General features: G+C 40.9%; 19 protein-coding genes. 2 read left to right on the top strand and 17 right to left on the bottom strand.

Annotated elements, in window-relative coordinates:
• Positions 1 to 47: 47 nt before the first annotated feature.
• The 12 genes from J8L86_RS00965 to J8L86_RS01020 all read right to left on the bottom strand — a co-directional run bounded on the left by J8L86_RS00965 (position 48) and on the right by J8L86_RS01020 (position 15249).
• Positions 48 to 278, bottom strand: a complete 231-nt coding sequence (locus tag J8L86_RS00965; RefSeq protein WP_055023011.1) for a hypothetical protein — start codon at positions 276 to 278, stop codon at positions 48 to 50.
• A 137-nt stretch (positions 279 to 415) separates the two neighbouring features.
• Complete coding sequence (locus J8L86_RS00970) at positions 416 to 1174, bottom strand: SDR family oxidoreductase (protein ID WP_211028269.1); 759 nt, start codon at positions 1172 to 1174, stop codon at positions 416 to 418.
• Positions 1175 to 1210: 36 nt separating this feature from the next.
• Positions 1211 to 2119: a 3-hydroxyisobutyrate dehydrogenase gene (gene mmsB / locus J8L86_RS00975; RefSeq protein ID WP_211028270.1), complete on the bottom strand. Its 909-nt coding sequence runs from the start codon at positions 2117 to 2119 to the stop codon at positions 1211 to 1213.
• A 12-nt stretch (positions 2120 to 2131) separates the two neighbouring features.
• Positions 2132 to 3247, bottom strand: a complete 1116-nt coding sequence (locus J8L86_RS00980; RefSeq protein ID WP_055023014.1) for an enoyl-CoA hydratase/isomerase family protein — start codon at positions 3245 to 3247, stop codon at positions 2132 to 2134.
• Positions 3247 to 4044 carry an enoyl-CoA hydratase gene (locus J8L86_RS00985; protein WP_211028271.1) on the bottom strand — a complete coding sequence of 266 codons (798 nt, stop codon included), beginning with the start codon at positions 4042 to 4044 and terminating at the stop codon, positions 3247 to 3249. Before J8L86_RS00985 ends, J8L86_RS00980 begins: the two co-directional genes overlap by 1 nt.
• Positions 4045 to 4112: 68 nt before the next feature.
• Positions 4113 to 5270, bottom strand: coding sequence for an acyl-CoA dehydrogenase family protein (locus J8L86_RS00990; RefSeq protein WP_055023016.1), 1158 nt, complete (start codon positions 5268 to 5270; stop codon positions 4113 to 4115).
• 241 nt (positions 5271 to 5511) lie between these two features.
• Complete coding sequence (locus tag J8L86_RS00995; RefSeq protein ID WP_211028273.1) at positions 5512 to 7005, bottom strand: CoA-acylating methylmalonate-semialdehyde dehydrogenase; 1494 nt, start codon at positions 7003 to 7005, stop codon at positions 5512 to 5514.
• A gap of 185 nt (positions 7006 to 7190) precedes the next feature.
• A complete protein-coding gene (locus tag J8L86_RS01000) occupies positions 7191 to 8384 on the bottom strand; it encodes an acetyl-CoA C-acyltransferase (protein WP_055023018.1) in 1194 nt (397 codons plus the stop codon).
• Positions 8385 to 8794: 410 nt separating this feature from the next.
• Complete coding sequence (locus J8L86_RS01005) at positions 8795 to 10795, bottom strand: GGDEF domain-containing protein (protein ID WP_211028275.1); 2001 nt, start codon at positions 10793 to 10795, stop codon at positions 8795 to 8797.
• A 424-nt stretch (positions 10796 to 11219) separates the two neighbouring features.
• Positions 11220 to 13547 carry an immune inhibitor A domain-containing protein gene (locus J8L86_RS01010; protein ID WP_211028277.1) on the bottom strand — a complete coding sequence of 776 codons (2328 nt, stop codon included), beginning with the start codon at positions 13545 to 13547 and terminating at the stop codon, positions 11220 to 11222.
• A 261-nt stretch (positions 13548 to 13808) separates the two neighbouring features.
• Complete coding sequence (gene metA / locus J8L86_RS01015; protein ID WP_065109187.1) at positions 13809 to 14753, bottom strand: homoserine O-succinyltransferase; 945 nt, start codon at positions 14751 to 14753, stop codon at positions 13809 to 13811.
• 79 nt (positions 14754 to 14832) lie between these two features.
• Positions 14833 to 15249, bottom strand: a complete 417-nt coding sequence (locus J8L86_RS01020; RefSeq protein ID WP_211028279.1) for a YbaY family lipoprotein — start codon at positions 15247 to 15249, stop codon at positions 14833 to 14835.
• Positions 15250 to 15374: 125 nt separating this feature from the next.
• Here J8L86_RS01020 and J8L86_RS01025 point away from each other — a divergent pair, with 125 nt between their 5' ends.
• Complete coding sequence (locus J8L86_RS01025; protein WP_211028281.1) at positions 15375 to 16115, top strand: SDR family NAD(P)-dependent oxidoreductase; 741 nt, start codon at positions 15375 to 15377, stop codon at positions 16113 to 16115.
• Between the two features lie 101 nt (positions 16116 to 16216).
• Here the strand turns inward: J8L86_RS01025 and ompW are convergent, their stop codons facing one another.
• Positions 16217 to 16891, bottom strand: a complete 675-nt coding sequence (gene ompW / locus J8L86_RS01030) for an outer membrane protein OmpW (protein WP_211028283.1) — start codon at positions 16889 to 16891, stop codon at positions 16217 to 16219.
• 445 nt (positions 16892 to 17336) lie between these two features.
• On the opposite strand from ompW, the gene J8L86_RS01035 reads away from it, so the two are divergent.
• Positions 17337 to 18374 carry a hypothetical protein gene (locus J8L86_RS01035; protein ID WP_247663125.1) on the top strand — a complete coding sequence of 346 codons (1038 nt, stop codon included), beginning with the start codon at positions 17337 to 17339 and terminating at the stop codon, positions 18372 to 18374.
• Positions 18375 to 18397: 23 nt separating this feature from the next.
• On the opposite strand, the gene J8L86_RS01040 is transcribed toward J8L86_RS01035, so the two are convergent.
• From J8L86_RS01040 to tyrR, 4 genes are all read right to left on the bottom strand, one after another.
• The gene (locus J8L86_RS01040; protein ID WP_065109185.1) at positions 18398 to 18949 is read right to left on the bottom strand and encodes a nucleotidyltransferase family protein; all 552 of its coding nucleotides are present in this window, start codon (positions 18947 to 18949) and stop codon (positions 18398 to 18400) included.
• Positions 18950 to 19410: 461 nt separating this feature from the next.
• Positions 19411 to 20061, bottom strand: a complete 651-nt coding sequence (gene maiA / locus J8L86_RS01045; protein WP_211028290.1) for a maleylacetoacetate isomerase — start codon at positions 20059 to 20061, stop codon at positions 19411 to 19413.
• A 95-nt stretch (positions 20062 to 20156) separates the two neighbouring features.
• A complete protein-coding gene (locus tag J8L86_RS01050) occupies positions 20157 to 21143 on the bottom strand; it encodes a fumarylacetoacetate hydrolase family protein (protein ID WP_065109183.1) in 987 nt (328 codons plus the stop codon).
• Positions 21144 to 21487: 344 nt separating this feature from the next.
• A complete protein-coding gene (gene tyrR / locus J8L86_RS01055) occupies positions 21488 to 23026 on the bottom strand; it encodes a transcriptional regulator TyrR (protein ID WP_055023028.1) in 1539 nt (512 codons plus the stop codon).
• Between the last annotated feature and the right edge of the window lie 175 nt (positions 23027 to 23201).

Consider the following 23201-nt stretch of genomic DNA (forward strand, 5'->3'; position numbering starts at 1 on the left):
TGAAGGTCAGAACCACTCAGTAACTGAAGAATGAAGGGAATAACAGACTATTTCTTTGCGGTGAATTTTCGAGTAAACCAGGCAATAGTGGCGCTTTGTTGTTGTTCACTTAGTCCAAAATAAACACACACCCAAGGAGAGATCAAAAAATACCACGGCATTGTCATGCCTAATTCAGCATTATATTGCAGATAAAAGAAGCCAAAATAAATCACGGCAATACCAGCAATCCCCACTGTCAGCATGGTTAGCTTCATTGCTTTTTCTAGCCTATCCATTTCGCAATCCCTTTAATTATTCTGTGAAATACCCTGAACAAAGTGCTGTCGATAACACTCGCCAAGATGGTAACAATAATCGCAGTAATAAAAAAGCCAACCATTAACGGGTTGGCTTTAGTCTGAGTCAGTAGCAATTACATGCTTAAACCGCCATCAATTTCAAAAACGCGGCCATTTACATAATCATTTTCAACAATAAACTTAACTGTTGTAGCCACTTCTTGTGCTTGACCTAAACGCCCAACTGGCACCATTTTTTCAAGACGCTCCAAGGCTTCTGGTTTCATACCAGCGGTCATTTCTGTTGCTATTACACCTGGCGCAACTGCGGCGCTTCTGATGTTATAACGCGCAAGTTCTTTAGACCAACCAACACTCATTGCTGCGACACCAGCTTTAGATGCAGAATAATTTGACTGACCAATATTACCTGCCTTAGCAATGCTAGAGATATTAATAATTACCCCTGCTTGCTTTGAATGAATCATCGCTGCAGCCGCTTCACGCCCACACAAGAAAGTCCCTGTTAAGTTAACATTGATGACCGATTGAAATTGCTCAAAAGACATACGGTCAGTCACAAGACCTTCTTTTGCTTTGATCATCATGCCATCACGAAGAATACCTGCATTGTTAACTAATACGTTCACTTGACCAAAATCTTCAAGGATATAGTTAAAACCTGCCACGACGTCTTCTTCGTCAGTAATGTCTAAGGCATAACCTTGTACTTCTGTTGTCGCTCCTAAATCAGCACAAGCACGCTCTAATTTTTCTTGATCAACATCGATAAGTGCAAGTCTTGCGCCTTGAGAGGCAAACTCTTGCGCCATCGCTAGCCCTAATCCACCTGCTCCGCCAGTAATGACAACAACTTTATCTTTAATTTCCATTAACTGGATCCTTTCTTAATTTATTAAAATCAATCGTTATGATTTCTTATCCGCTTGAGCAAACTGCTCAAATATACTTGAAAAATCGTGGCGGCCATTACCTTGTCTCGCATGGTTTACATATAAACTACGTGCTAATGCTCCCATCGGCGTACTAGAGTTTGACGCCAATGATGCTTGCTGAGACAAGCCTAAATCTTTCACCATCAAATCAACCATAAATCCGCCTTGGTAATCATTTGATGATGGCACATTGTCCATGACATCTGGACAAGGATTATATTTCTCTAAAGTCCAGTTACCACCGCTACTGACTTTCATGATATCAGATAACACTTTAGGGTCTAAACCATTATCAATACCCAATTGCAAAGATTCACTCGTACCGACCATCAATACCGACAACAGCATGTTATTACAAATTTTAGCTATTTGACCTGCACCCGTTGCTCCTGCGTGGAATATGTTTGCCCCCATCACAGTTAATACCGTTTGTGCTTTTTGATACGCGTTATCTGAGCCACCACAAATAAAGGTTAATGTGCCCGCTGCGGCGCCAGCTGTGCCACCAGATACAGGCGCATCCATAAACTCAATGCCTTTTGCTTTCGCGTGTGCACCCACTGTTTGCGCAGTGCCTGCATCAATGGTCGAACAATCAATTAACACTGCATCTTCTGCTACAACATCCAACAATCCTTTATTGTCTGCATCGCCAATATACAAACTATGGACATGCTTTCCAGCGGGCAACATAGTTATCACAAAATCTGCCGAAGCCGCAGCGCCACAGGCAGTTTTGGCACTAAGCGCACCTTGAGATGTGAGTGCATCTACCGCTGCAGGAACCAAATCAAAAACAGTCACGGTCATGCCTGCTTTAATTAAGTTTACAGCCATAGGGCCACCCATATTACCGAGTCCAATAAATGCTACAGTTGCCATAATAATGTCCTTTTACATGTCTTTTAATGGGTGATTGTCATTATTCCAAGGTGACGTTAATAGCTGCGTCACCGCCTCTGGTGTCACATCACTTGCGTGAGGAAAACGCCATTGTGGATTTCGATCTTTATCGATTAACAGTGCTCGTACCCCTTCACAAAAGTCACCGTAAGAACAGCAATTAACACTGATGCCTAATTCCCATTTAAAGCACTCAGCTAAGGTTTTATCTTTACCGATACTGGCTTGAGCAAAAATTAAAAACCAACTTAACGGGCTACCTGCTAATGCCGTTTTTTGTGCGCGCTTTAGCCAATCAAGTTCAGTATCTAAACTTGAAATTTGATGATGCACTTCTTCGATTTCACCGCTCATGAGTTGATCAATTTCAACTTGATATTGTGCTAGCAGACTATCGCCCATACTCGCCGTCGCGTTTTCCTGCATTGAATTAAGTAAATCACTTAGTTGTAAGTGATTTAAAGCAACATCATCACTCCAACTTACTTCAGCTATAGCATCAAACAAGGGTTCTTTATCATCACTACTTAAAAAGTGATTGCCTAATCCGACGTAATGGGCATCAGCAGCGGTCATGTTGTAAGCCGTTAATCCCAAGAATAATCCTGTTTTACCAGGCATTCTATTAAGGAAGTAACTACCGCCAACATCTGGATATAAACCAATGGTAATTTCGGGCATTGCAATACGGCTTCGCTCAGTTAACACTCGGTGGCTGCCGCCAGCCATAAGCCCTAAGCCGCCGCCCATCACAATTCCATCACCCCACACTAATACAGGCTTTCCGTACTGATGTAATAGGTAGTCAAGTTGGTATTCTTCGCTAAAAAAGTCACACGCTTCTTGAGTCATTGATTGAGGGTTAGCCATAGAAGCATGATAGATAGCTCTGACATCACCACCAGCACAAAAAGCTTTCTCACCAGCGCCATCGAGTACAACAAAAGCAATATCATTGTCTTGCTGCCAAGCTAATAACTGCTTAGTCATTGCTTGAACCATACCAAGATTCAGTGAATTTAACGCTTTTTCAATATTAAGCGTAACCACACCAATCGACTTGCCTGATAGTGTTCCTAATGTTTGAAAAATCACATCTTGATTCATTAGTTATTCTTCCAATTTGCAGTGCGTTTATCCAAAAAGGCATTGACGCCTTCAGCCTGATCTTCGGTATCAAATAATCCTACAAACAACTCACGCTCTAGGGGTAAAGCTTGGGTGCGAGGCATGGTTCTTCCAGCTTGAATTAATGTTTTACATACTTTCACGCTGCTCGGTGATTGACGAGCCACTTTTGCCGCAAGCGATATCGCAGCATCTAATGATTGACCTTGTTCAACCACTTCTTCTACTAAACCAATCGTTTGGGCTTTAACTGCATCGATTCTCTCGCCGCATAGAATCATTCTTTTTGCCCAACCTTCCCCGACCAAAGCCGTTAAGTTTTGTGTGCCGCCCGCACAAGGTAACAAGCCGACTGTGGCTTCAGGTAAGGCCATTTGTGCTTGCGACTCGGCAATGCGTAAATCGCACGCTAATGCCACTTCTAGCCCGCCACCCATGGCATAGCCATTGATAGCCGCAATAGACACGCCACGAAAGGCGCTTAATGTTTCAAATGCTTCTCCAAAACACTTGGCCATTGTCGCTGCATTGCCTTTATCGCCGTCGGCAAATAATTTTAAATCAGCACCTGCTGAGAAAAACTTCTCTCCTTGACCTGTAATCACCAGCGCATAAATATTATTGTCTTGATTTAGGCGTAATACGATATCTTTAAGCAACATCAAACTGGCTGATGTCCAGGTGTTTGCTGGCGGGTTATTTAAGGTCAAAATGGCGGTATGACCATCAATGGTTTCTACGATAGCGGGCCCTGTTTGGGCAGTTGTCGTCGTCATGATTTAATCCTTTAACAATAGTGCATGCGCATTAATGCTCCGTTATCGAAACGGAGCAAGCTGGCAACTTATAAAATGGCGTGTGAATTCTCATCTAATAGACGGCGAGCAATGATCAAACGCATGATTTCATTGGTGCCTTCCAATATTTGATGAACACGAACATCCCTAAAGTGTCGCTCCAATGGGTACTCACGGATATATCCGTAACCACCGTGGATTTGCAACGCACTATCACACACTTGAAAACCAATATCGGTGGCAAAACGTTTGGCCATAGCGCAATAAGCCGTTGCTTCAGGATCATTGTTATCAAGTTTAAATGCGGCTAAACGTACCATTTGTCTTGCAGCAACAAGCTCAGTCGCCATATCCGCTAGTTTAAATTGTAACCCTTGAAAAGCGGCAATGGGTTTACCAAATTGCTTACGCTCATTCATGTATTCTGTCGCGCGTTCTAATGCCGCTTGCGCTGTTCCAACTGAACAAGTCGCAATATTAATGCGACCACCATCAAGGCCCTTCATGGCAAAGGTAAACCCTTGTCCTTCATCGCCTAACAAGTTGGCTTGTGGCACACGTACATTTTCAAAACTGATTAATCGAGTTGGCTGTGCGTTCCAGCCCATTTTTTCTTCTGCTTTTCCGTATGTGATGCCTGGTGCATCAGCTGGAATCGCAATCGCTGAGATGCCTTTAGCACCAGCATCACCGGTACGGCACATAACAACTAATAACTCAGTCTCACCGGCGCCAGAAATAAACATTTTCGAACCATTAATGATGTAATCATCGCCATCTTTAATCGCTTTGGTTTGCAAAGAAGCGGCATCACTACCTGCACCCGGTTCCGTTAGGCAATAAGATGCTAATAATTGTCCTGTCGTCAAACCTTCAGACCATTGCTGACGTAAGGTTTCGGTTCCCCAAGTTGTTACCATCCATGTGGCCATATTATGAATGGTCAACATGGCGGTTGTTGCAGTGCAACCTTGGGATAATTCTTCGAAGATAATTGAAGCATCAAGGCGAGATAACCCCATGCCACCTTCTGACTCTGGCGAGTACAATGAGCAAAAACCTAACTCACCCGCTTTTTTAATGACATCTTTTGGAAAATAGTGCTCTTCATCCCATTTTGCTGCAAATGGTGTGAGTTCTTCAGCAGCAAATTGACGAGCGAGATCGGCGAACTGGCGTTGGTCTTCGTTGAAATCAAAATTCATGTTTGAATCCTTTTTTACTATGACTCTATGGTCATTTGAATTGCCACTATCAGTGGTCACTAAAGCTAAAGTTCTGCAATAGATTTGTGTGAGCTATATTGCTCTGTTTGCAGATACTTAGGCGTAGTATGTTGTTTAGTTATTCAGCTTCCTGCTGAATGGCATGTCTCGGCAGGCCAAACATTGCGGCCTTATTACAACGTCGATAAAAGGCCTTCTCCCATCAGAAGGCCTTTATCAATTACTTAAGATTAATACTCATATTTGGGCCACTGACGACTTCATCATCAAACCAGCGAGAGGTAATGGTTTTGGTTTCAGTGTAAAAACGAACCGCTTGCTTACCATAGGCGTGTTGGTCGCCATAGAAACTGCCTTTCCATCCCGTAAATGAGAAAAACGGTAATGGCACAGGAATAGGGACATTAATTCCCACTTGGCCAACATCAATATGATGTTGATATTTACGTGCTGCACCGCCTGATGCTGTAAAGATAGAAGTGCCGTTGCCATAAGGGCTGTTATTAACAACGTCAATCGCTTCATCAAGGCTTTCAGCTTCCATACAACAGAGTACAGGACCAAAGATTTCTTCTTTGTAGATGCTCATGTCTGTGGTGACATTGCTGAACATGGTTGGGCCAATCCAGTTACCAGACTCATATCCTTCAACAGTAAAGTCACTGCCATCGAGTAAACACTCAGCGCCTTCTTTTTTACCTTGAGCAATCAGTTTTAGCACACGCGCTTTAGCAGCCGGGCTAATGACTGGGCCATAAGCCGCATTTTCATCATTCCATAATCCTGGGCGTACTTTTGCTAGTGCTTCTTTAAGCTCAGGGATCCACTCTTTGGCAGCGCCGACAAATACAGCAACAGAAATCGCCATACAACGTTGACCCGCCGCACCAACAGAGGCGCCTACCATGTTATTAATCACTTGTTGCTTGTTCGCATCAGGCATAATCACACAATGGTTTTTCGCACCAGCAAAGGCTTGAACACGTTTTAAGTTATCGGTACCCGTTTTATAGATGTATTGTCCTACACCGACAGAACCGACAAATGAAATCGCTTTAATTTCTTTATCATTGAGCAACACATCAACTGCCGTTTTATCGCCATGGATCAGCTGCAGTACCCCTTTTGGCGCCCCCGCTTCAACAAATAGCTCAACCAAGCGTTGTGGCGTCATTGGATCTTGCTCTGAAGGTTTTAAGATAAAAGTATTACCACACGCAATGGCTAGCGGGAACATCCATAATGGGATCATCGCTGGGAAGTTAAATGGGGTAATACCCGCACAAACACCTAATGGTTGCGTGTAACTATAGGTATCGATATTTCTTGCCACATTTTCAACCGTTTCGCCCATTAACATTGAGGCGATGTTACATGCGTGCTCAGCGACTTCGATGCCACGCCAAACATCACCTTTAGCATCTTCAAAGGTTTTACCTGTTTCTTGGGCTAGTATGGTTGCGAGCTCGTCATGATGCTCTTTTAGCAAATGTTGATAACGCAACATCACTCTGGCACGTTCTGAGACCGGCACTTCTTTCCATGTTTTAAATGCTTCTTTAGCACTATGAATCGCTTGATTAACTTCCTCTACCGTGGCGGCATTAATATTGGCAATCGGTAAGTTATTTGCAGGATTGGTCACCGAAATCTGTTGGGTTCCCATGCCTTCGGTAAATTCACCGTTGATATAATGTTTCACTTGAACTGTCATCTTGCTTCCTAAATCCCTGTAGAGCCCCAAAGCTCTGTGAAAGTGAAGTACTGCCGGCTTGTTATTTTTGACTAATTACTGTTACTTATTAGTGTTACGAATAATTGTCTAGCTCGTGCAGCACTTGAGTCTTGTTGAATTATTTTCTAATCGATTGTTACACTTAAACGTTTATAGCGAGATAGTTATACTTCAATTGCCATTGCCGTTGCTTCGCCGCCACCAATACATAATGACGCCACGCCTTTAGATAAGCCCTTGGCTTTTAGCGAATGAATTAACGTCACAAGTACACGTGCCCCAGAGCACCCAATAGGATGGCCTAATGCGCAAGCGCCGCCATTGATATTGACTTTAGATTCGTCAAGTTGTAATTCGCTAATAGCTAACATGGTCACCATGGCGAATGCTTCGTTAATTTCGAATAAATCCACATCAGCTTTAGACCAATTAACTTTATCGAATAGCTTGTTCATTGCACCGACTGGTGCAGTGGTAAACATTGAAGGTTCTTGAGAATGAGTGGTATGGCCTTTAATTGTCGCCATAATAGTGAGACCTAATGACTCCGCTTTTTCTCGGCTCATTAACATTAAGGCCGCAGCACCATCTGAAATAGAGCTTGAGTTAGCGGCTGTAATTGTGCCGTCTTTAGCAAATGCTGGACGTAGTGAAGGGATTTTTTCAGGACGCGCATTGCCTGGCTGCTCATCCGTATCCACTGTGACATCACCTCGACGACTTGAAATCGTCACTGGCACGATTTCATCTTTAAACGCTCCAGACTGAATCGCTGTGTTAGCCTTTTCTAAAGAGTTCAGTGCGAATTGGTCCATGTTTTCACGAGTTAAGCCAAAATCATCAGCAGTTTTTTGGGCAAAAGTCCCCATTGCACCACCTGTGTACGCATCTTCAAGGCCATCGAGGAACATGTGGTCCAAAACTTTGCCATGACCCATACGCATTCCACTACGCGCCTTATCTAATAAATAAGGCGCTTGAGTCATACTTTCCATACCACCAGCAACAACAACCTCTGCACTACCCGCTTTGATTAAGTCGTGCGCCATCATCACAGTCTTCATACCTGAACCGCAGACTTTATTGATGGTCGTTGCACCAACACTTAAAGGTAATTCAGCTCCTAATGTCGCTTGGCGAGCTGGCGCCTGTCCTAAACCTGCAGGCAATACACAACCCATTAAGACTTCATCAATTAAATGAGTATCAATCTGAGTGTGACTGACTAACCCTTTAATCGCATTGGCGGCTAATGTTGGAGATGTCACTGCTGATAATGCGCCTTGAAAGCCACCCATTGGGGTACGCTTAGCAGCAACGATAACGATATCTTGTGGTGATGAATGTGTGGTGCTCATAACTTCTCCGCTGTAAACCGGCAAATATTCTGGCCGAGATTAATACACAGTAAAATGTGATCTAGTTCAATTATCACACTCTGACGTTTACGCTAACGTAAAGCAAGAAAAAATCGTCAATTTCATATTAAGATTTCAACACGGCTGTCATTGAAAATTTACAAAAACGATATACCATTAATAATTAAGGGGATTTATAACTAGGACCGCCAAGTTTATTGTTGTCAAAAAGTGAGTTTACTTACACGGGGAATTAATCGCTGCAGATTTTGATGGGAAAGAAATAGATGGGAAAGAAATAACAGTGGTGACCTGCGGAGGTTTTAAGGGGCATCAAGGTTAATTGAGTTGCTAATGCCCGTTTGGTGGAAAGCCATCAAATCAACACGCATTGGATCAATAGGAAAATATCACATCGAAAAGGTTTGATTACGGCCATTTTGTTTCGCTTTATACATACCAGCATCCGCTCGTTTTATCATCTTAGATAGTGAATCTAGGCTTTCTTCAATTCCAAGATCTTGCTCTGTTAATTCATCTTGCTCGCTATGCTCTATGACAACACCATCGACTTCGCTTAGTTGACTTACAGTAACCCCTAAGCTGATGGTAAATTTCACTTCAACATGATCAAAAGTAAATGTTTGCTGCTCAATACTATTACGAAGTCGCTCAGCCACTTCAACTGCTTGGTCTATATTGGTATTAGGCAAGATTAATAAAAACTCTTCTCCACCAATTCGGCCTAATACATCCGTTTTTTTGACCCAATTTCTTGCTTTTCGTGCCGCAGCTTTAATTGTTAAGTCCCCGATATGATGACCGTATGTGTCATTAATCATTTTAAATTTATCAATATCAAAAATGATCACCGCTAATGGCTCAGCTCGTTTTTGGGCAAGACTAAATAACCTATTCCCCTGCTCCATGGTGTAACGTCGATTTGATATCCCTGTAAGATAATCTGTTTGCGAACGGCGTTTAAAAAAGCGGCGAGACTGAATTAAAAAAGCCGTTGCAACAAGTAAAACCACAATAATCAAACTGGTAACGATTAAGGTTAATTGAGATATTTGCTGTTTATCTGTTTCTGACTTTAACTTCAGTAAATTAATCGCAAGCTGATTTTCTAGGATTTGGATTTCATATTCAGCGACTTTTGAATTGTGCTCTAGCGACGAGTAGATAACGTCTTTGTCCATGATGGAGGCATAGGTCAAACGTTCATGATTTAAGCTCGACATCAACAAGTTAAAGCTGGCTAAGTACTCTTGTTCGGAAAACTGTTTAAGCGCCATTATTGACGTTTTGAGAAAGGAAGAGCTCGCCGAAAATGTGTCAGAATTTATAAATACATCAGCAGCGTCATAAGCCATCTCTGGCTGCTCTTGCTGCATGTGAGCTAAAGCGAGATAGGCATACATTAAGCCAATAAAATATTGTTCATTAGTAGTTGAGCTTAACTGTTTAGCGTTTTGTAATCGCTCAATTGCCAACCCATGATCATTATTATAATAACTTAGCCGACCCGCATTAAAATAAGCGAAAAATAAGAAGTCGTTAAATTCAGGATGCCGCTTGGCTAAATCAAACAGGCCGACAACATGAATTTCAGCCGCTTCCCAGTCTGACATTTTTATCGCCTCACCAACCAAGTTGTGCAGCATATTAAACATGTCTTGAATATCGTCAACTTCACTCCATAACCGATAGGCTTCATTGAAGTATTCATAAGCGTATTTATGTAATCCATTAGAGCGGTAAATCGCGCCAGTTGAGTTATAAATCATCGCTTGCTTGTTCGGAGGGAAATGGTGCTTCTTGGCAATCAACAAAGCTTCTTCAAGGCGCTGTAATCCTTGCTCAAACACTTGTGTATCAGTGTAGCAAAATGCGCTTTGCGTGAGTGCTTTGGACAACACGATAGGAGAGTCAATAGCGCGTGCTAATTCCAATGCATATTCTCTATCAGGGCAATAGCGCTCTTTATCATTAACCTGTAAATATTTAATGAATGAACGCTCAATATAACTGATAACTAAAATATCTGAAGTGGCAACTTGCTCAGCAGATTGAATCGCTAAAGAATATGATTCAACGGCATCATCTAATTTGTCTAATGCCTCTTGTTCAATCGCAATTAAATTGAATATATGGGCATTATCAATTGGGTTCCACGAATGGTGTTGCTGAGCTTGTTGTAAATACTCAAGCTTTTCCTCTGGCGCAGTAAACTTATCCAGCGCTTGTTTAACTGAATCTAATGTCATGACGTGAGCATCATTTGACTGTATCGCTCGCTCTGCATTGTCATTGGCATAAACTGGAGTAACCAGACTGATAAAGCCTACCAACGCAATGAATCGGCTTATCGATAGCACTCGGTAATAACAAAGGTGAAATTCAATCAATGGGCGCCTCAACATCTGATTTCGCTATGCCCCTGCTTACCATTATAAATCACGGTCTGCAAAACAAGATTTAAACTGTCACAAGGGTTAACAGATTGTATCAGCATAAGTGAGTTGCTTCGATATGACAATGTAGCGAAGACCGCAGGCTTATGCTTGAATCGGTGCTAACGCTAATGCGATTAGATAATTAATCTGTATCTAGCTTAGTTGCCATAATTTATCGGCAAAATATCAGGACTATTGATATTTTTAACTGATAACTCGCGTATAAAAATAAATATGAAAAATAAAAAAAGCGCTGAATCTCAGCGCTTTTTGCAGAAGTAAAGTGGCTTATTTAGGCCACTCATTAACTTCACTGTTGGTGAATCATCTGCAATTAACTGCAAGCTTTATTTCAAGCTGTTTATGCAAAAAGGCACTACTTTTGGATCATTACTGCACCAACGCTACGATCTTCACTTTGATTTAATAAGCGAATTGTTAACCCGTATTCAGGAATATTACGTCCTGCATCAAGTAAGTCGCCGCCAGAGTAATCACGAGAATCTCTAAAAGTACGTTGGGCACGAGTACGGTTGTCATACATAGTGATGCCATAATCTTCAGACAAATCGATAAACATTTTTTCAGGTCTATCGATTCTAAATGTCGCATCGTGGATTTGGTAGCGTGTCGTTGCAACATTACCATTACTCCATGACAAGGTATTTTGATCAGCATCCACAACACCTAAGAAACCGTCACCAGGGTGAACACCAACCCAGTTATCTGAATATTGATTATCCACGTACCAAATGAGCATGCCCTTTTCATAGGTCATTGGTTGTCCAGCAACATTGATATGCGCTAAACCACTGTCGACACCATGATGAGTTCGCCACTCAACTAAATAATAGTGCTCAGTTTCAGAAACGCCCGTCGATACATCAAATCCATTTAGCATCATGACTTCTGGCATCACATCAGCATTCGCTGTCGCAACAATCGTTTCATCGACCACAATGTTTAAATCATCAACGTACATACCAGGGTTGGATACCGCGCCATCGGTTTTATACATTACGTATAAATCAAATGCCTCACCCGCAAGCGCGGTGAGATCAAATTCAGCATCAATCCAGCCCGCTGAATTACCTGTTATACCGTTACCCAAATTAGTATCATTCGGATTTGTGTTACTGGTGATATTGCCTTCAAGCATCATCTGACCAAAGCTACCAACAGCAATCACATAGCCATAATCCCAATCAAGCTCGATGTCATACCATGTTTTAAACTGCACTGCAGCAGTGGTTGCATCAGTTAAATCGACAGAAACGGCCATCAGGTTTTCTAGATTATCTCCAGAACCACTGAAATACGCATATTCCCCACTGGTTGGTACAGTAATAACCTGTTGCTTGTTTGGCAGACTCACCCTAATCACATCATGATTAGTGCCTTTACTGGATGCTTGGTCTAATAGACCGACGACACCTCGACGAGGAATATCATCAAAATTCACCACAGCACCGTGTTGCCAATTGCCACCAAGGCTTGCTTGTAAATACTCTTTTGCGAATGGACTAAAACCAACGGGCTCTGTGCCGCCGATTTCACCCGCCCAACTACCAGATGACATAATAGACCACATAGATACCGGCTCACCTTGGCCAGTATATTGAGTGTCATATTCATCAGGTAACCCTAAATCATGACCATATTCATGGCTAATGACTCCAACAGCACTGTCAATCGGAGCGATGGTATAATCAAAAGCCCCCATTAGTCCGCCCCAATAAGGCGCTGAGCTTGAAGAATCAGGGATCCCAAATACTCCCCCCAAATTCCAACGATGTGACCAAATAGCATCTTCACCTACTTGACCACCACCAGCTTCTTCCCCCACTGCAGAATGGAATACCATCACATGATCAACCAATCCATCTGGTTCCCAGTAATTACCATCTCCATCAAGATCATACCTGTCTTCAATATCAAATTGATTTAAGTCAACAGTGGGATCTTGTGAGGCTGCTGTTAAAGCTTCTCGAATTAAGCTTCTCGCATCACCATCAACATTGTTGCCATAGAATGCTGCAGGCATTTCTGCCATATACCAACCAGCAACATCGCCAGTGACGGTATAACTGTCACCTGACTGTTTCTCATAAAATTGTCTAAACGAATTAGCATGATGACCATTCGGCGCAACCCAACCATCGTCACCAAAAAGGATTTGACGATAATGGTCTGGGTTGTAATCCTCATAATACATACCTGTTTCATCAGGTAAGATAGAATTATGCACAAAGTCAGGGAACTCCATCAAAATCGCTAAAACACGTGCTTCTCGTGTTTCACCTTCATATACTTCTTCTTGAACATTCGCAGGACGGCTTCGCATCGCATTGGCTGTTAGCTGTCCTTTTGACGCTTCATGCCGTTTATGATGTTTAGCCTTACCTTTAATTTCATTAGTCATGGGATACTGACTGACTACAGTGGCATCGAGCGCTGCGGCATTTAGTACCGCTTCTGATTGACGTTTTTTAAGGTAGGTTTTTAACGCTGTTTCAGCTTCTTTTAAGCTAGCACTTTGCGAGATTTTGCCTGATTTCTTGAGCATTTCTATTAACTTCTGCTCATCGGCAATCACTAAATCGAAAGCGCCCGTTTGTGGCGTGGGAGCATGCGGTGCGGCTTGCAAGGCTCCAGATAACCCAGCAATAGCAAACGCTAGCGGGAGTAGTTTCTTGTTATTCAATTGAATACCCTCATTAAATTTCAGATCCGTTTGAAAAGTAATACTCAGCAAGACTCAGCTACGTTAACTAAGTATTCAAAAATCCTAACCGAAGAAACAACGACACGACACTGGTTGGGCTTGATTTCAATCCCAAGTATTAACTTGTGCTAAACAACTAATTATTTTGGGTATTTTTCAGGCAATAAGGTGAGACTAAAAGCGCCACTTAGTCATACTAAATGGCGCCTTTAATTAAACGAATGAGTTAATATTGAGACACTAACGACCGGTTTCCCATGGCGTCATTGCACTCATGTCAGATAAATCATACGGCGTTAACTGATAAACATAATAATTAAGCCAATTACTGACTAACAAACTGCCATGACTATGCCATTTGGCAACGGCGTCATTTTTAGGGTTATCGTCACGATAATAGTGAGTGGGAACACTTGGATTTAGACCTTGCTCAATATCACGCAGGTATTCGTCGTTTAACGTCGATTTTTGATATTCTGGATGACCCATTACAAACAAGTTTCGATTATTTCGACTTAACACGATATAAGCTCCAGCTTCTTTTGATTCAGCTAATACTTCTAAATCAGGATGCTGTTTAATATCATTAATATCCATTTCAGCGAAACGTGAATGAGGCGCAAAAAATTCATCATCGAAACCACGTAATAACGGATGTGGTTTATTACAGCGACTGTGGTTAAACACACCAGAACGTTTCTTCTCTAACAGTTTTCGATGTAAATCATATAAGTGAAACAAGCCCGCATGGGCAGCCCAGCATAAAAACAATACCGATGTGACATGCTGCTGAGACCAATCGATAATTTCTTTTATGTGTTCCCAATACACAACATCTTCAAAGTCTAATTGCCCTAGTGGCGCACCAGTGATAATTAGACCATCATAATTGCGTGTTTTTACCGCTTCGAAATCACGATAAAAAGTGTTCATATGATCAATTGAGGTGTGTTTTGAAGCTTTATCATGGATACGTAATAAATCCACATCCACTTGCAAAGGCGTATTTCCTAATAAACGTAACAACTGAGTTTCTGTCTCAATTTTATTAGGCATCAAATTTAAAATCAGCACACGCATTGGACGAATATCTTGATTCGCAGCCCGTGTTTCGGACATAACGAAAATATTCTCTGATTCTAAGATTTCTGCAGCGGGTAAATTATCTGGGATTCTAACCGGCATCAAAGCACCTTTTTAACACTATAAGATTCGGTACTTGGAAAACATCAACAACACACAACCGTGTTGCGTCCGATATTTATCACTCATTACCGACTTTATTTACGATAAGATTAATAGCCTCATTACTATTAATATCAACTACATAAGATTGAGTATTGATAAACCAAAGCTTACCTTCCACCTCAATACGGGCACCTACTGCATAGGTATGACCCTGCTGAAATTGATCGCGAGCAAGTTCAAATGTAAATGCATGGGGCGTCGTCACTTCATCTGAAGTCATTTCAGCCATTACAATCGCTTTCGTATCTTGCAAAGACACATCTTTAAGTTGCACTTTAATAACTGCGTTATCAGGTAACACGATGCGCTCTCGATACATGATCTCACCTGATACACTGACAAGATCATTGTGCGAAGCACATGCACCTAATCCTAAAAGCACCACTACCGCGACAAGCACTCCATTAAATAATCGCATCATTGCCTTGCTCATTTCAGTCTCCTTATCATACATAAAGACTTCTAGAAGTCTATACGTCTTATATTGAATAATATTCTTGCTTGTTATCGAAAGCAGTTGTTTTTATCATAGGTCATCATTTCGAAGCCTTAAAGCGCATGACACAAGCAAACGCAATAATAGTGGGCGCTAGCTCACATCTTAGTAAAGAAATCGCCCGTAAATTGGCCGCAGAAAAAGTTGCTTTGACACTTTTTGTCCAAGATCCAGACTCATTAAAAGAGTTTGCTTCACAACTTGAGACTGAAGTTAACGTTTTACCGTTAAATATTGAGCAGCCTGTTGAGATAATTCGCCAATTAGAACAAGAGTGGCAACGAATTGATGGCGCACATTTGGTCTTAATAAACACAGGGCTAAATGGTTACAACGAGACGCTGCCATGGCAACTTGAGCAAGATATTATTGACGTCAATGTCACTGGTTTTACTGCTATTTGTAATACCACTTTCCGACTCATGCGAGAGCAAGGGTATGGCCAAATAGCCGCTATTAACTCAATTGCCGGACTGAGAGGTGGACCAAGCATTGCTTACCATGCATCTAAGGCGTATGCACAGAACTACCTTGAAGGCTTGAGTATGCATGCTCAGCGCCTGAAATTACCCATCACCATTACAGATATTCAATTAGGCTTATTAGATAAGGCTGCGATGCAGCAAAGTAAGTTATGGCTCCCGCCTCTTGCTAAAGTGGCAGATCAGATAATTGCAGCAATGAAAAAAGGTAAACGTAAGGTATATGTGACTAAACGCTGGCGTCTGGTTGCTTGGTTAACCATGATGTTGCCGGAATTTATTTACAACACCCGCCACTGGAAAAACAAAAAGAAGAAATAGCCTTAGTTAAAAATGGCGTAAAAGTTGATTTAATACTGTCTCGTCAATCAATAAAAACAGGAGCTAAGCTCCTGTTTTTTTGGTAACAATAACGCTCTGACTTAGAACTTGTAACCTACGCTCACCATATAAACCCACGGGTTTATATCAGTTTCAATTGTCACAGCTACTGAATCTGCACCACCGTTTGGCGCGTAGTTAAAGCTTGCATCAGTTGAAATCTGTGCATACCAAACTGAAGCATTAACTAACCAATTTTGATTAATGTTGTAATCTAAGCCTACTTGAGCAGCTAAGCCCCAAGAGTTAGACAAGCTTAAGTCAGATAAACGACCATCAACACTGTTGGTAATTTCATTGTCAAAAAAGTTAGTAAAGTTAACACCTACACCAATATACGGGCGTAATTTAGATTGCGCATTACCAAAGTAATATTGTGCAACTAAGGTTGGCGGTAAATGCTTAGTTTCAGCCACTTTCATGCCAGCAATTGAGATGTCATGAGTAAAAGGCGTTGCTGCTAATAATTCAACTCCCCAATTATCTGTCAGCATGTAGCCAAAATTTAAACCAACTTGAGTGTTGTCATCAACAGAGAATTGGCCTAAATCACCTAAGTCTGGGGTATCAACATTTTGACTTTCATCATTCGGCGCGACAGCAACTGCCCCTACACGAAAAATAAAATCACCCGCTTGGTGAGCAAAAACAGAAGAAGAAATACCAGTAGATAATAAACTGGCTGCGACAATACTTAAGGCTATTTTTTTATTCATTGTGACAACTCCATGTGCGCAACATAATTAGTGCTTTGTGCAAACACTGTTAACAATTGCCGCTACACTGCCAGAGTATTTGATTAACAATATTGATCCAAATCAATAAAAACACCTATACCAAACTAGGTAAGCAACATTAATGACTGAGATCACATTTACCTAGCAGATTTAGATAACACGCATTTAATATGCAGCTATAAATCCAGCATATCGTATTAAAAATGAACAGATTCCACTCAATTCTAGGTATCGCATAAATATTCAGGCAAAATAAATAATTCACATGTTGACAACAATTTCATCTATCTAATTGGTATAAGATTTGTTTTATGCCACTAAGATGTTAACCAACAGAAATTTGTTACATAAGTGATACAATCAAATTTATCGACTTTCTTTTTGGAATCACATCGCTTTGTCGCGCCTATCAAAACAAATTTTTATGATAATTAGCTGGCTATTGTTGTTTGCCAATATTAACTCTACTCAAGCGAGTACGGTTTTTGAGCAAGCATCGAAGCAAGCTGAAAGTAAATCAGAAACGGCAAGCGACGCAATTGTAGAAGCTGTTCAAAAAATTAAACCAAACGCTACAAAAGCCAACGGTGAGCAAAGCGCTACTGAAGACTCTCCATGCTATAGCCGCTCACAATCAGAACTACCGTTAGATAAAACATTCGCTTATTTGAATACCAAGTTTTGCGAACCCGCTATCTGGTTTGACAGCTTTTTTGTCGATGATCGTATAGAAGATGATGGACGAGCAGGCACCATCATTCGCTGGTATAACGACTTCTCTTATTTTGAAAAGGAGGGGTCTAAGTACCGAGCTAACTTAAATGCGCGTTTAAACTTGCCGGGAATGAGCAAGAAATTAAAGCTTATTTTTGACTCCACGGGCGAAGATGATCCTTTCTCTTTTATTAAACGTCCTGATGAAGAAAGAGATGTTGATGTCGGCTTACGATATGACTGGTATACAAAAGAAAGAAGTAGTTTCAATATCAAAGCCAGTTTTAAACCCAAAATTGAAGCGCGCTACCGTTACACTTTACCGATTTCGGACAACAGCCTTTGGCGATTTACACAAAAGTTATACCAGGAAAAAAGCGTAACAGGTGAATCTACAGAGTTAGATTTTGAACATGCTTTTAATCCTCAATTTTTGCTCCGTTGGCACAGTGCAGCACAATATGAGAATAAAGGTAACGGCTGGAAAATAGGCACTGGTTTACAGCTTTATCAATATATTAGTGAGACACAAGCCATTAGCTATCAAGCAAAAATAAATGGCGTCAATAAGCCCTACCATTATATTGATAAAGCTAGTATTGGGCTCACATATAGACAAAGTTATTTGAGAGAATGGTTATTTTTTGGCATTACGCCTGAATACACATGGAGTGAAGATGAAGACAGCGAGCGCTTGAATCAAGCCGTTTTGACTGTCACCATCGAAGTGTTATTTCAAAATGTTTGAATTAGCTATGCTAACTAAACGAATTAAAGCTCTAATGACAAATTCTGGTACTCATTAAACCAAGGCTTGCTGGCAACTCGCTCCATAAACACTGACTCATCAGCTTTAGGATTGTAATTTACAGTCAAGTTAAATAGACAAGGCAAACCGAACACTGACTCAACGACAATGTCACCACGCTCATCGAGCTTCACCCCAATCGCTGTTTGCAGTTCAGGCCAATAAGACATCGCATCTTTAGCAGAAGTATAAGCAGGATGCTGGTTTTTTATGTGCATTCTTGCTTGGTTTTTAACGGACCAAGGGAATGAAGCCATTTCCGCTAAAGCAAGTTCGATTAACTTGTCACGATAAACACTGGTTTCTTCATTGCAGTAATAAATCACGTCAATATCATCTAATACTGATTCCGCAGCACCATGCAATTTATCCCACACTAAATTACGAACAAAACCTGCAGCAATATACCAATCATCAACCTCAAGCTCTTTAAACATTTGCGCAGTCAGATCCAATGCTTTCATGCGCATTGGGTCGTTTGTAATCCACTGTTTTATTTGAGATTCAAAATCCATGACCTATTCCGAGTGTTATTTGTACTATTTAAATTAACCACAGTGTACCGATGCTAATTTGCAGATTTAAAAACGGTAAATCAAAAGCTACCACTTTATCGGCTTAATTAATGAAGAACTTTAATAATTTACATTTTGATCGATAAATAACGCGACTCTTTCGACAAAACTTGCTAAACGACAATTTTGACAAAAAACAATAATAACAAAACCAATATTAACACATGACAATATTAACACATGCTAATATTGGTGGGTTAAGTTAACTGATTTTATGCCACTAAGCTATTAATAAACAACGCGCCATTTCAAGTTGATAGGGAAAAATATTGGAAAATATATAGTAAGTTTAAACACGAATAACGCACTGAAAAGAGCAACTGCCAGTTAAGTGGTCAGAGCATGTGATTGTAGAACACGCTCAACATTAACTGGCTGTATAGCGAAAGAGTCAACAAGGTTTAAGTGGCATCTGCCTGCTGTTCTGGAGCGGCATCAGCAAAAGCAGATTGTTGATTACAATACGTCCAAACTCTTAAAATGTTCGGGTAATCAGTTAAATCAACATTGAATCGTTTAGCATTATAAACCTGCGGGATTAAACATAAATCCACTAACGTAGGAGTATCACCGAAACAATATTTGCCAGAATGAGTCTTCATTTGTGATTCTAATGCTTTAAAGCCAATGTGGATCCAATGGTGATACCACTTCATTTTAGCTTCTTCATCTACATCCATCTCTTTCACTAAAAATTGCAACACACGCAAATTATCTAATGGGTGAATTTCGCAAGCAATAGATTGCGCCATCGCACGAACAATCGCCCTATCCTTTGGCGTTTTTGGCAATAGTGGGCTTTGAGGATACTGCTCTTCTAAATATTCAATAATTGCCATTGATTGAGTAAGGCAAAATTCCCCGTCATCGTTAGAGTCGACAAAAGCGGGAACTAATTGCTGAGGGTTTAACGCTGCAAACATCTCGCTATGCTGCTCCCCGCCATTGTTAACTAAATGCACTGAAACCTGTTCTGCCACCAGTTGCTTTAAATTGAGTGCAATGCGTACTCGATAGGCGGCACTTGAGCGCCAGTATCCATATAGTTTCATTTTATCTCCTTATCATCATTGAGCTAACAGCCTAATGAGCATAAAAAAAGCAATAACGCATAGCGCTATTGCTTTAGGGTATTAAACCGTAACGACTAGCCTTTGTACTCAACCACTTTTTGGTCTATTGAGCCAAAGATACTGTTGTTTTCTTCATCAAACATTTCGATTCTGACAGTATCACCGAAATGCATGAATGGAGTTGAAGCTTTGCCATCTGCAATGATTTCTAACATACGTTTCTCAGCTAAACAGCTAGAACCTGCACTGCGATCATAATTTGATATCGTGCCTGAACCAATCACAGCACCAGCGCATAATGGACGGGTTTTAGCCACATGAGAAACCAGTTGGCTGAAGTTGAACGTCATATCAACGCCAGCATTGGGTTGGCCAAATAGGTCGCCGTTTAAATGTGTGACTAATGGTAAGTGAACTTTACTGTCTTGCCACTTATCACCTAACTCATCTGGGGTAATCGCAACAGGAGAAAATGCACTAGAAGGCTTAGATTGGAAAAAACCAAATCCTTTAGCCAACTCACCAGGAATTAAATTACGCAGTGACACATCATTCACTAGCATCAGTAATTTAATATGTTTAGCTGCATTATCGGTATCAACACCCATTGCAACATCATCCGTAACAACGGCAATTTCAGATTCGAAATCAATGCCAAACTCTTCGCTTGCCATTTCAATATCCGCTTTAGGTGCGATAAAGCAATCAGAGCCACCTTGGTAAACTAACGGATCTGTCCAAAAAGACTCAGGCATTTCAGCACCACGAGCCTTACGAACTAACTCAACGTGATTAACATAAGCACTACCATCTGCCCACTGGTATGCACGTGGTAAAGGTGACAGACAACGTGACTCATCAAAATCGATAGCATTATCCATTTGACCAGCATTTAACGCTTCATACAGCTCTTGCAATTGAGGATTAAGTAAATCCCATGCATCCAATAGTTGCTGCATGGTATTGGCAATAGCAGGAACGGCAACGGCTTTTGATAAATCTTTACTCACCAACATAAGTTGGCCATCACGGCGGCCGTTGTTGTAACTTGCAAGTTTCATTTTGACTCCTAAAGGGAACAAATAAAGTTGATACTAGATTTTAAATTGTTATTTCTGGCAATCTGTACCTAAGACGCTAATGAAGCATTTGCCGAACAGATTGCGGGTTAATATCAACGAAAATAGCGTTATAACGCTAGGAATACATTAAGCTCAGCCAAATTAATATAGCGTGAGATAAATCACACTTTGGTTAGTTGGCGGTGATTTTGTAAAGCTTTTAATACACAGTGCAAGATAGTGGCAATATCAGCAATATATGCCTTAAAAATACCATAATGCCAGCATTTTGCTGGCATTATATCGTTACAGTCTGTTTTACCTAATGAACTTTAAGTTCACGGCTAACGCTTTTTAGTGATTTTGTAATCTCTAAGTTTGTTTGCAATCGCCGTATGAGAAACACCTAACTTTTTGGCTAATTGTCGGGTACTTGGATAAGCAGGATATAAACGCCTTAACAATGACGCTTCATATTCTTTCATTGCTTGATCAAGGCTACCTTCAAACTCTTCATCAAAATAACCAAACCCTTCTGCGTAAGACGGCAGTTTAAGCTGTTCAACAGTTAATTCAGCTGATCCATCCCACATTGAAACCGCTCTAAAAATAGCGTTTTTAAGCTGACGAACATTACCAGGCCACGCATAGGTAAACAGGTAATCACGACAAGATGCTGAAATACGGCGAAGTGGGCTTGATAGCTGCTGACTGTAATGCTCTAAGAACATTTCAGTTAATGGGATAACATCAACCTTTCGCTCGCGCAGCGACGGCATGTGGTAACTGAGTACATGAATTCGGTAATATAGATCTTCTCTGAACTCACCAGACTGACAAAGCTCTGCTAGGTTTTTCTGAGTGGAACAAATAATACGTACATCAGCACGGACTTCTTCATCGCCACCAATTCGTCTGAAGGTGCCATCTTGTAAAAGGCGCAATAACTTAACTTGCGCCGCTTTTGACATTTCTGCGATTTCATCTAAAAAGACGGTGCCGCCTTTCGCTTCTTCAAATAGGCCACGTTTTATAACATCACCATTTGAAACAAAACCAAATAATTCTTCTTCTGCCACACTATCAGGCAATGCAGCACAGTTAATTGGAATAAACGGATGTTCACGGCGCATACTGGCATCATGGCTTGCTTTAGCCATTAACTCTTTACCCGTTCCCGTTTCACCAGTGATCAATAAAGGCGCATCAAGTTGTGCCATACGTTTAGCTTGCTTTAGTACATCTTTCATCTTATCGCTAACAGCAAGAACATTATCAAAACCCGTTGTTTGATTTTGAAGTGCATTAAACTGTTTACCTACTCTGGCAGGCGATTTAAGTGATACAACAGCACCAGCTAAGATACTGGCATTGTTTTCATCTGGTAAATAAATCGGGAGCATTTCAGCTAGATACTCGTTACTACCAATTTGTACTCGGGTAGCTTGAGCTAAGACAGGTGCTTCTGTTAACCAACGAGAAAAGTTAAAGCCTTGAACCCAGTGATTTAGTGATTCATCAATAACTTCATGCTCTTGCATATTCAAGGTCAACAATGCAGATTCATTGACGATACGAATACGCCCTTTGGAATTAATAGAAAATACCGAATCGGGTAACGTTTTTAACAAGGTTTTTAATGCATAATGCTCTTGCTCAGAAGGCATAAACGATACAGTTCGTACATCATGAACACTTTCTACTTTTCTAATAAGTGGCATTAATTCGCTTAAGGTTTCAAACCCAATTTCAGCGAATTGTAAATAGAGAAAACCTTTGTTACTAGCATCAATTGCAATCAAATTAATGCCATAAGTCTCTAATACTTCAAGAATATCTTTCGCAAGACCAATGCGATCTAAACAACTCACTTCCAAACGCATATACAACTATTCCCTATCAGTCATTTTGCAGCAATATACGAGGATTCAAGGCAATAACCATTCAAAATTGAATGAAAATTGTCATCCTTCTTTATTTGTGAGCGATACGTTAAAAGGTTATGCGGCTTGTGGCAAGTGTTGTTTACAGCGGAATTGTAACAGATGACGTATTCCA

It is taken from the genome of Shewanella sp. MMG014, assembly GCF_018100775.1.
Taxonomy (GTDB): Bacteria; Pseudomonadota; Gammaproteobacteria; order Enterobacterales; family Shewanellaceae; genus Shewanella; species Shewanella japonica.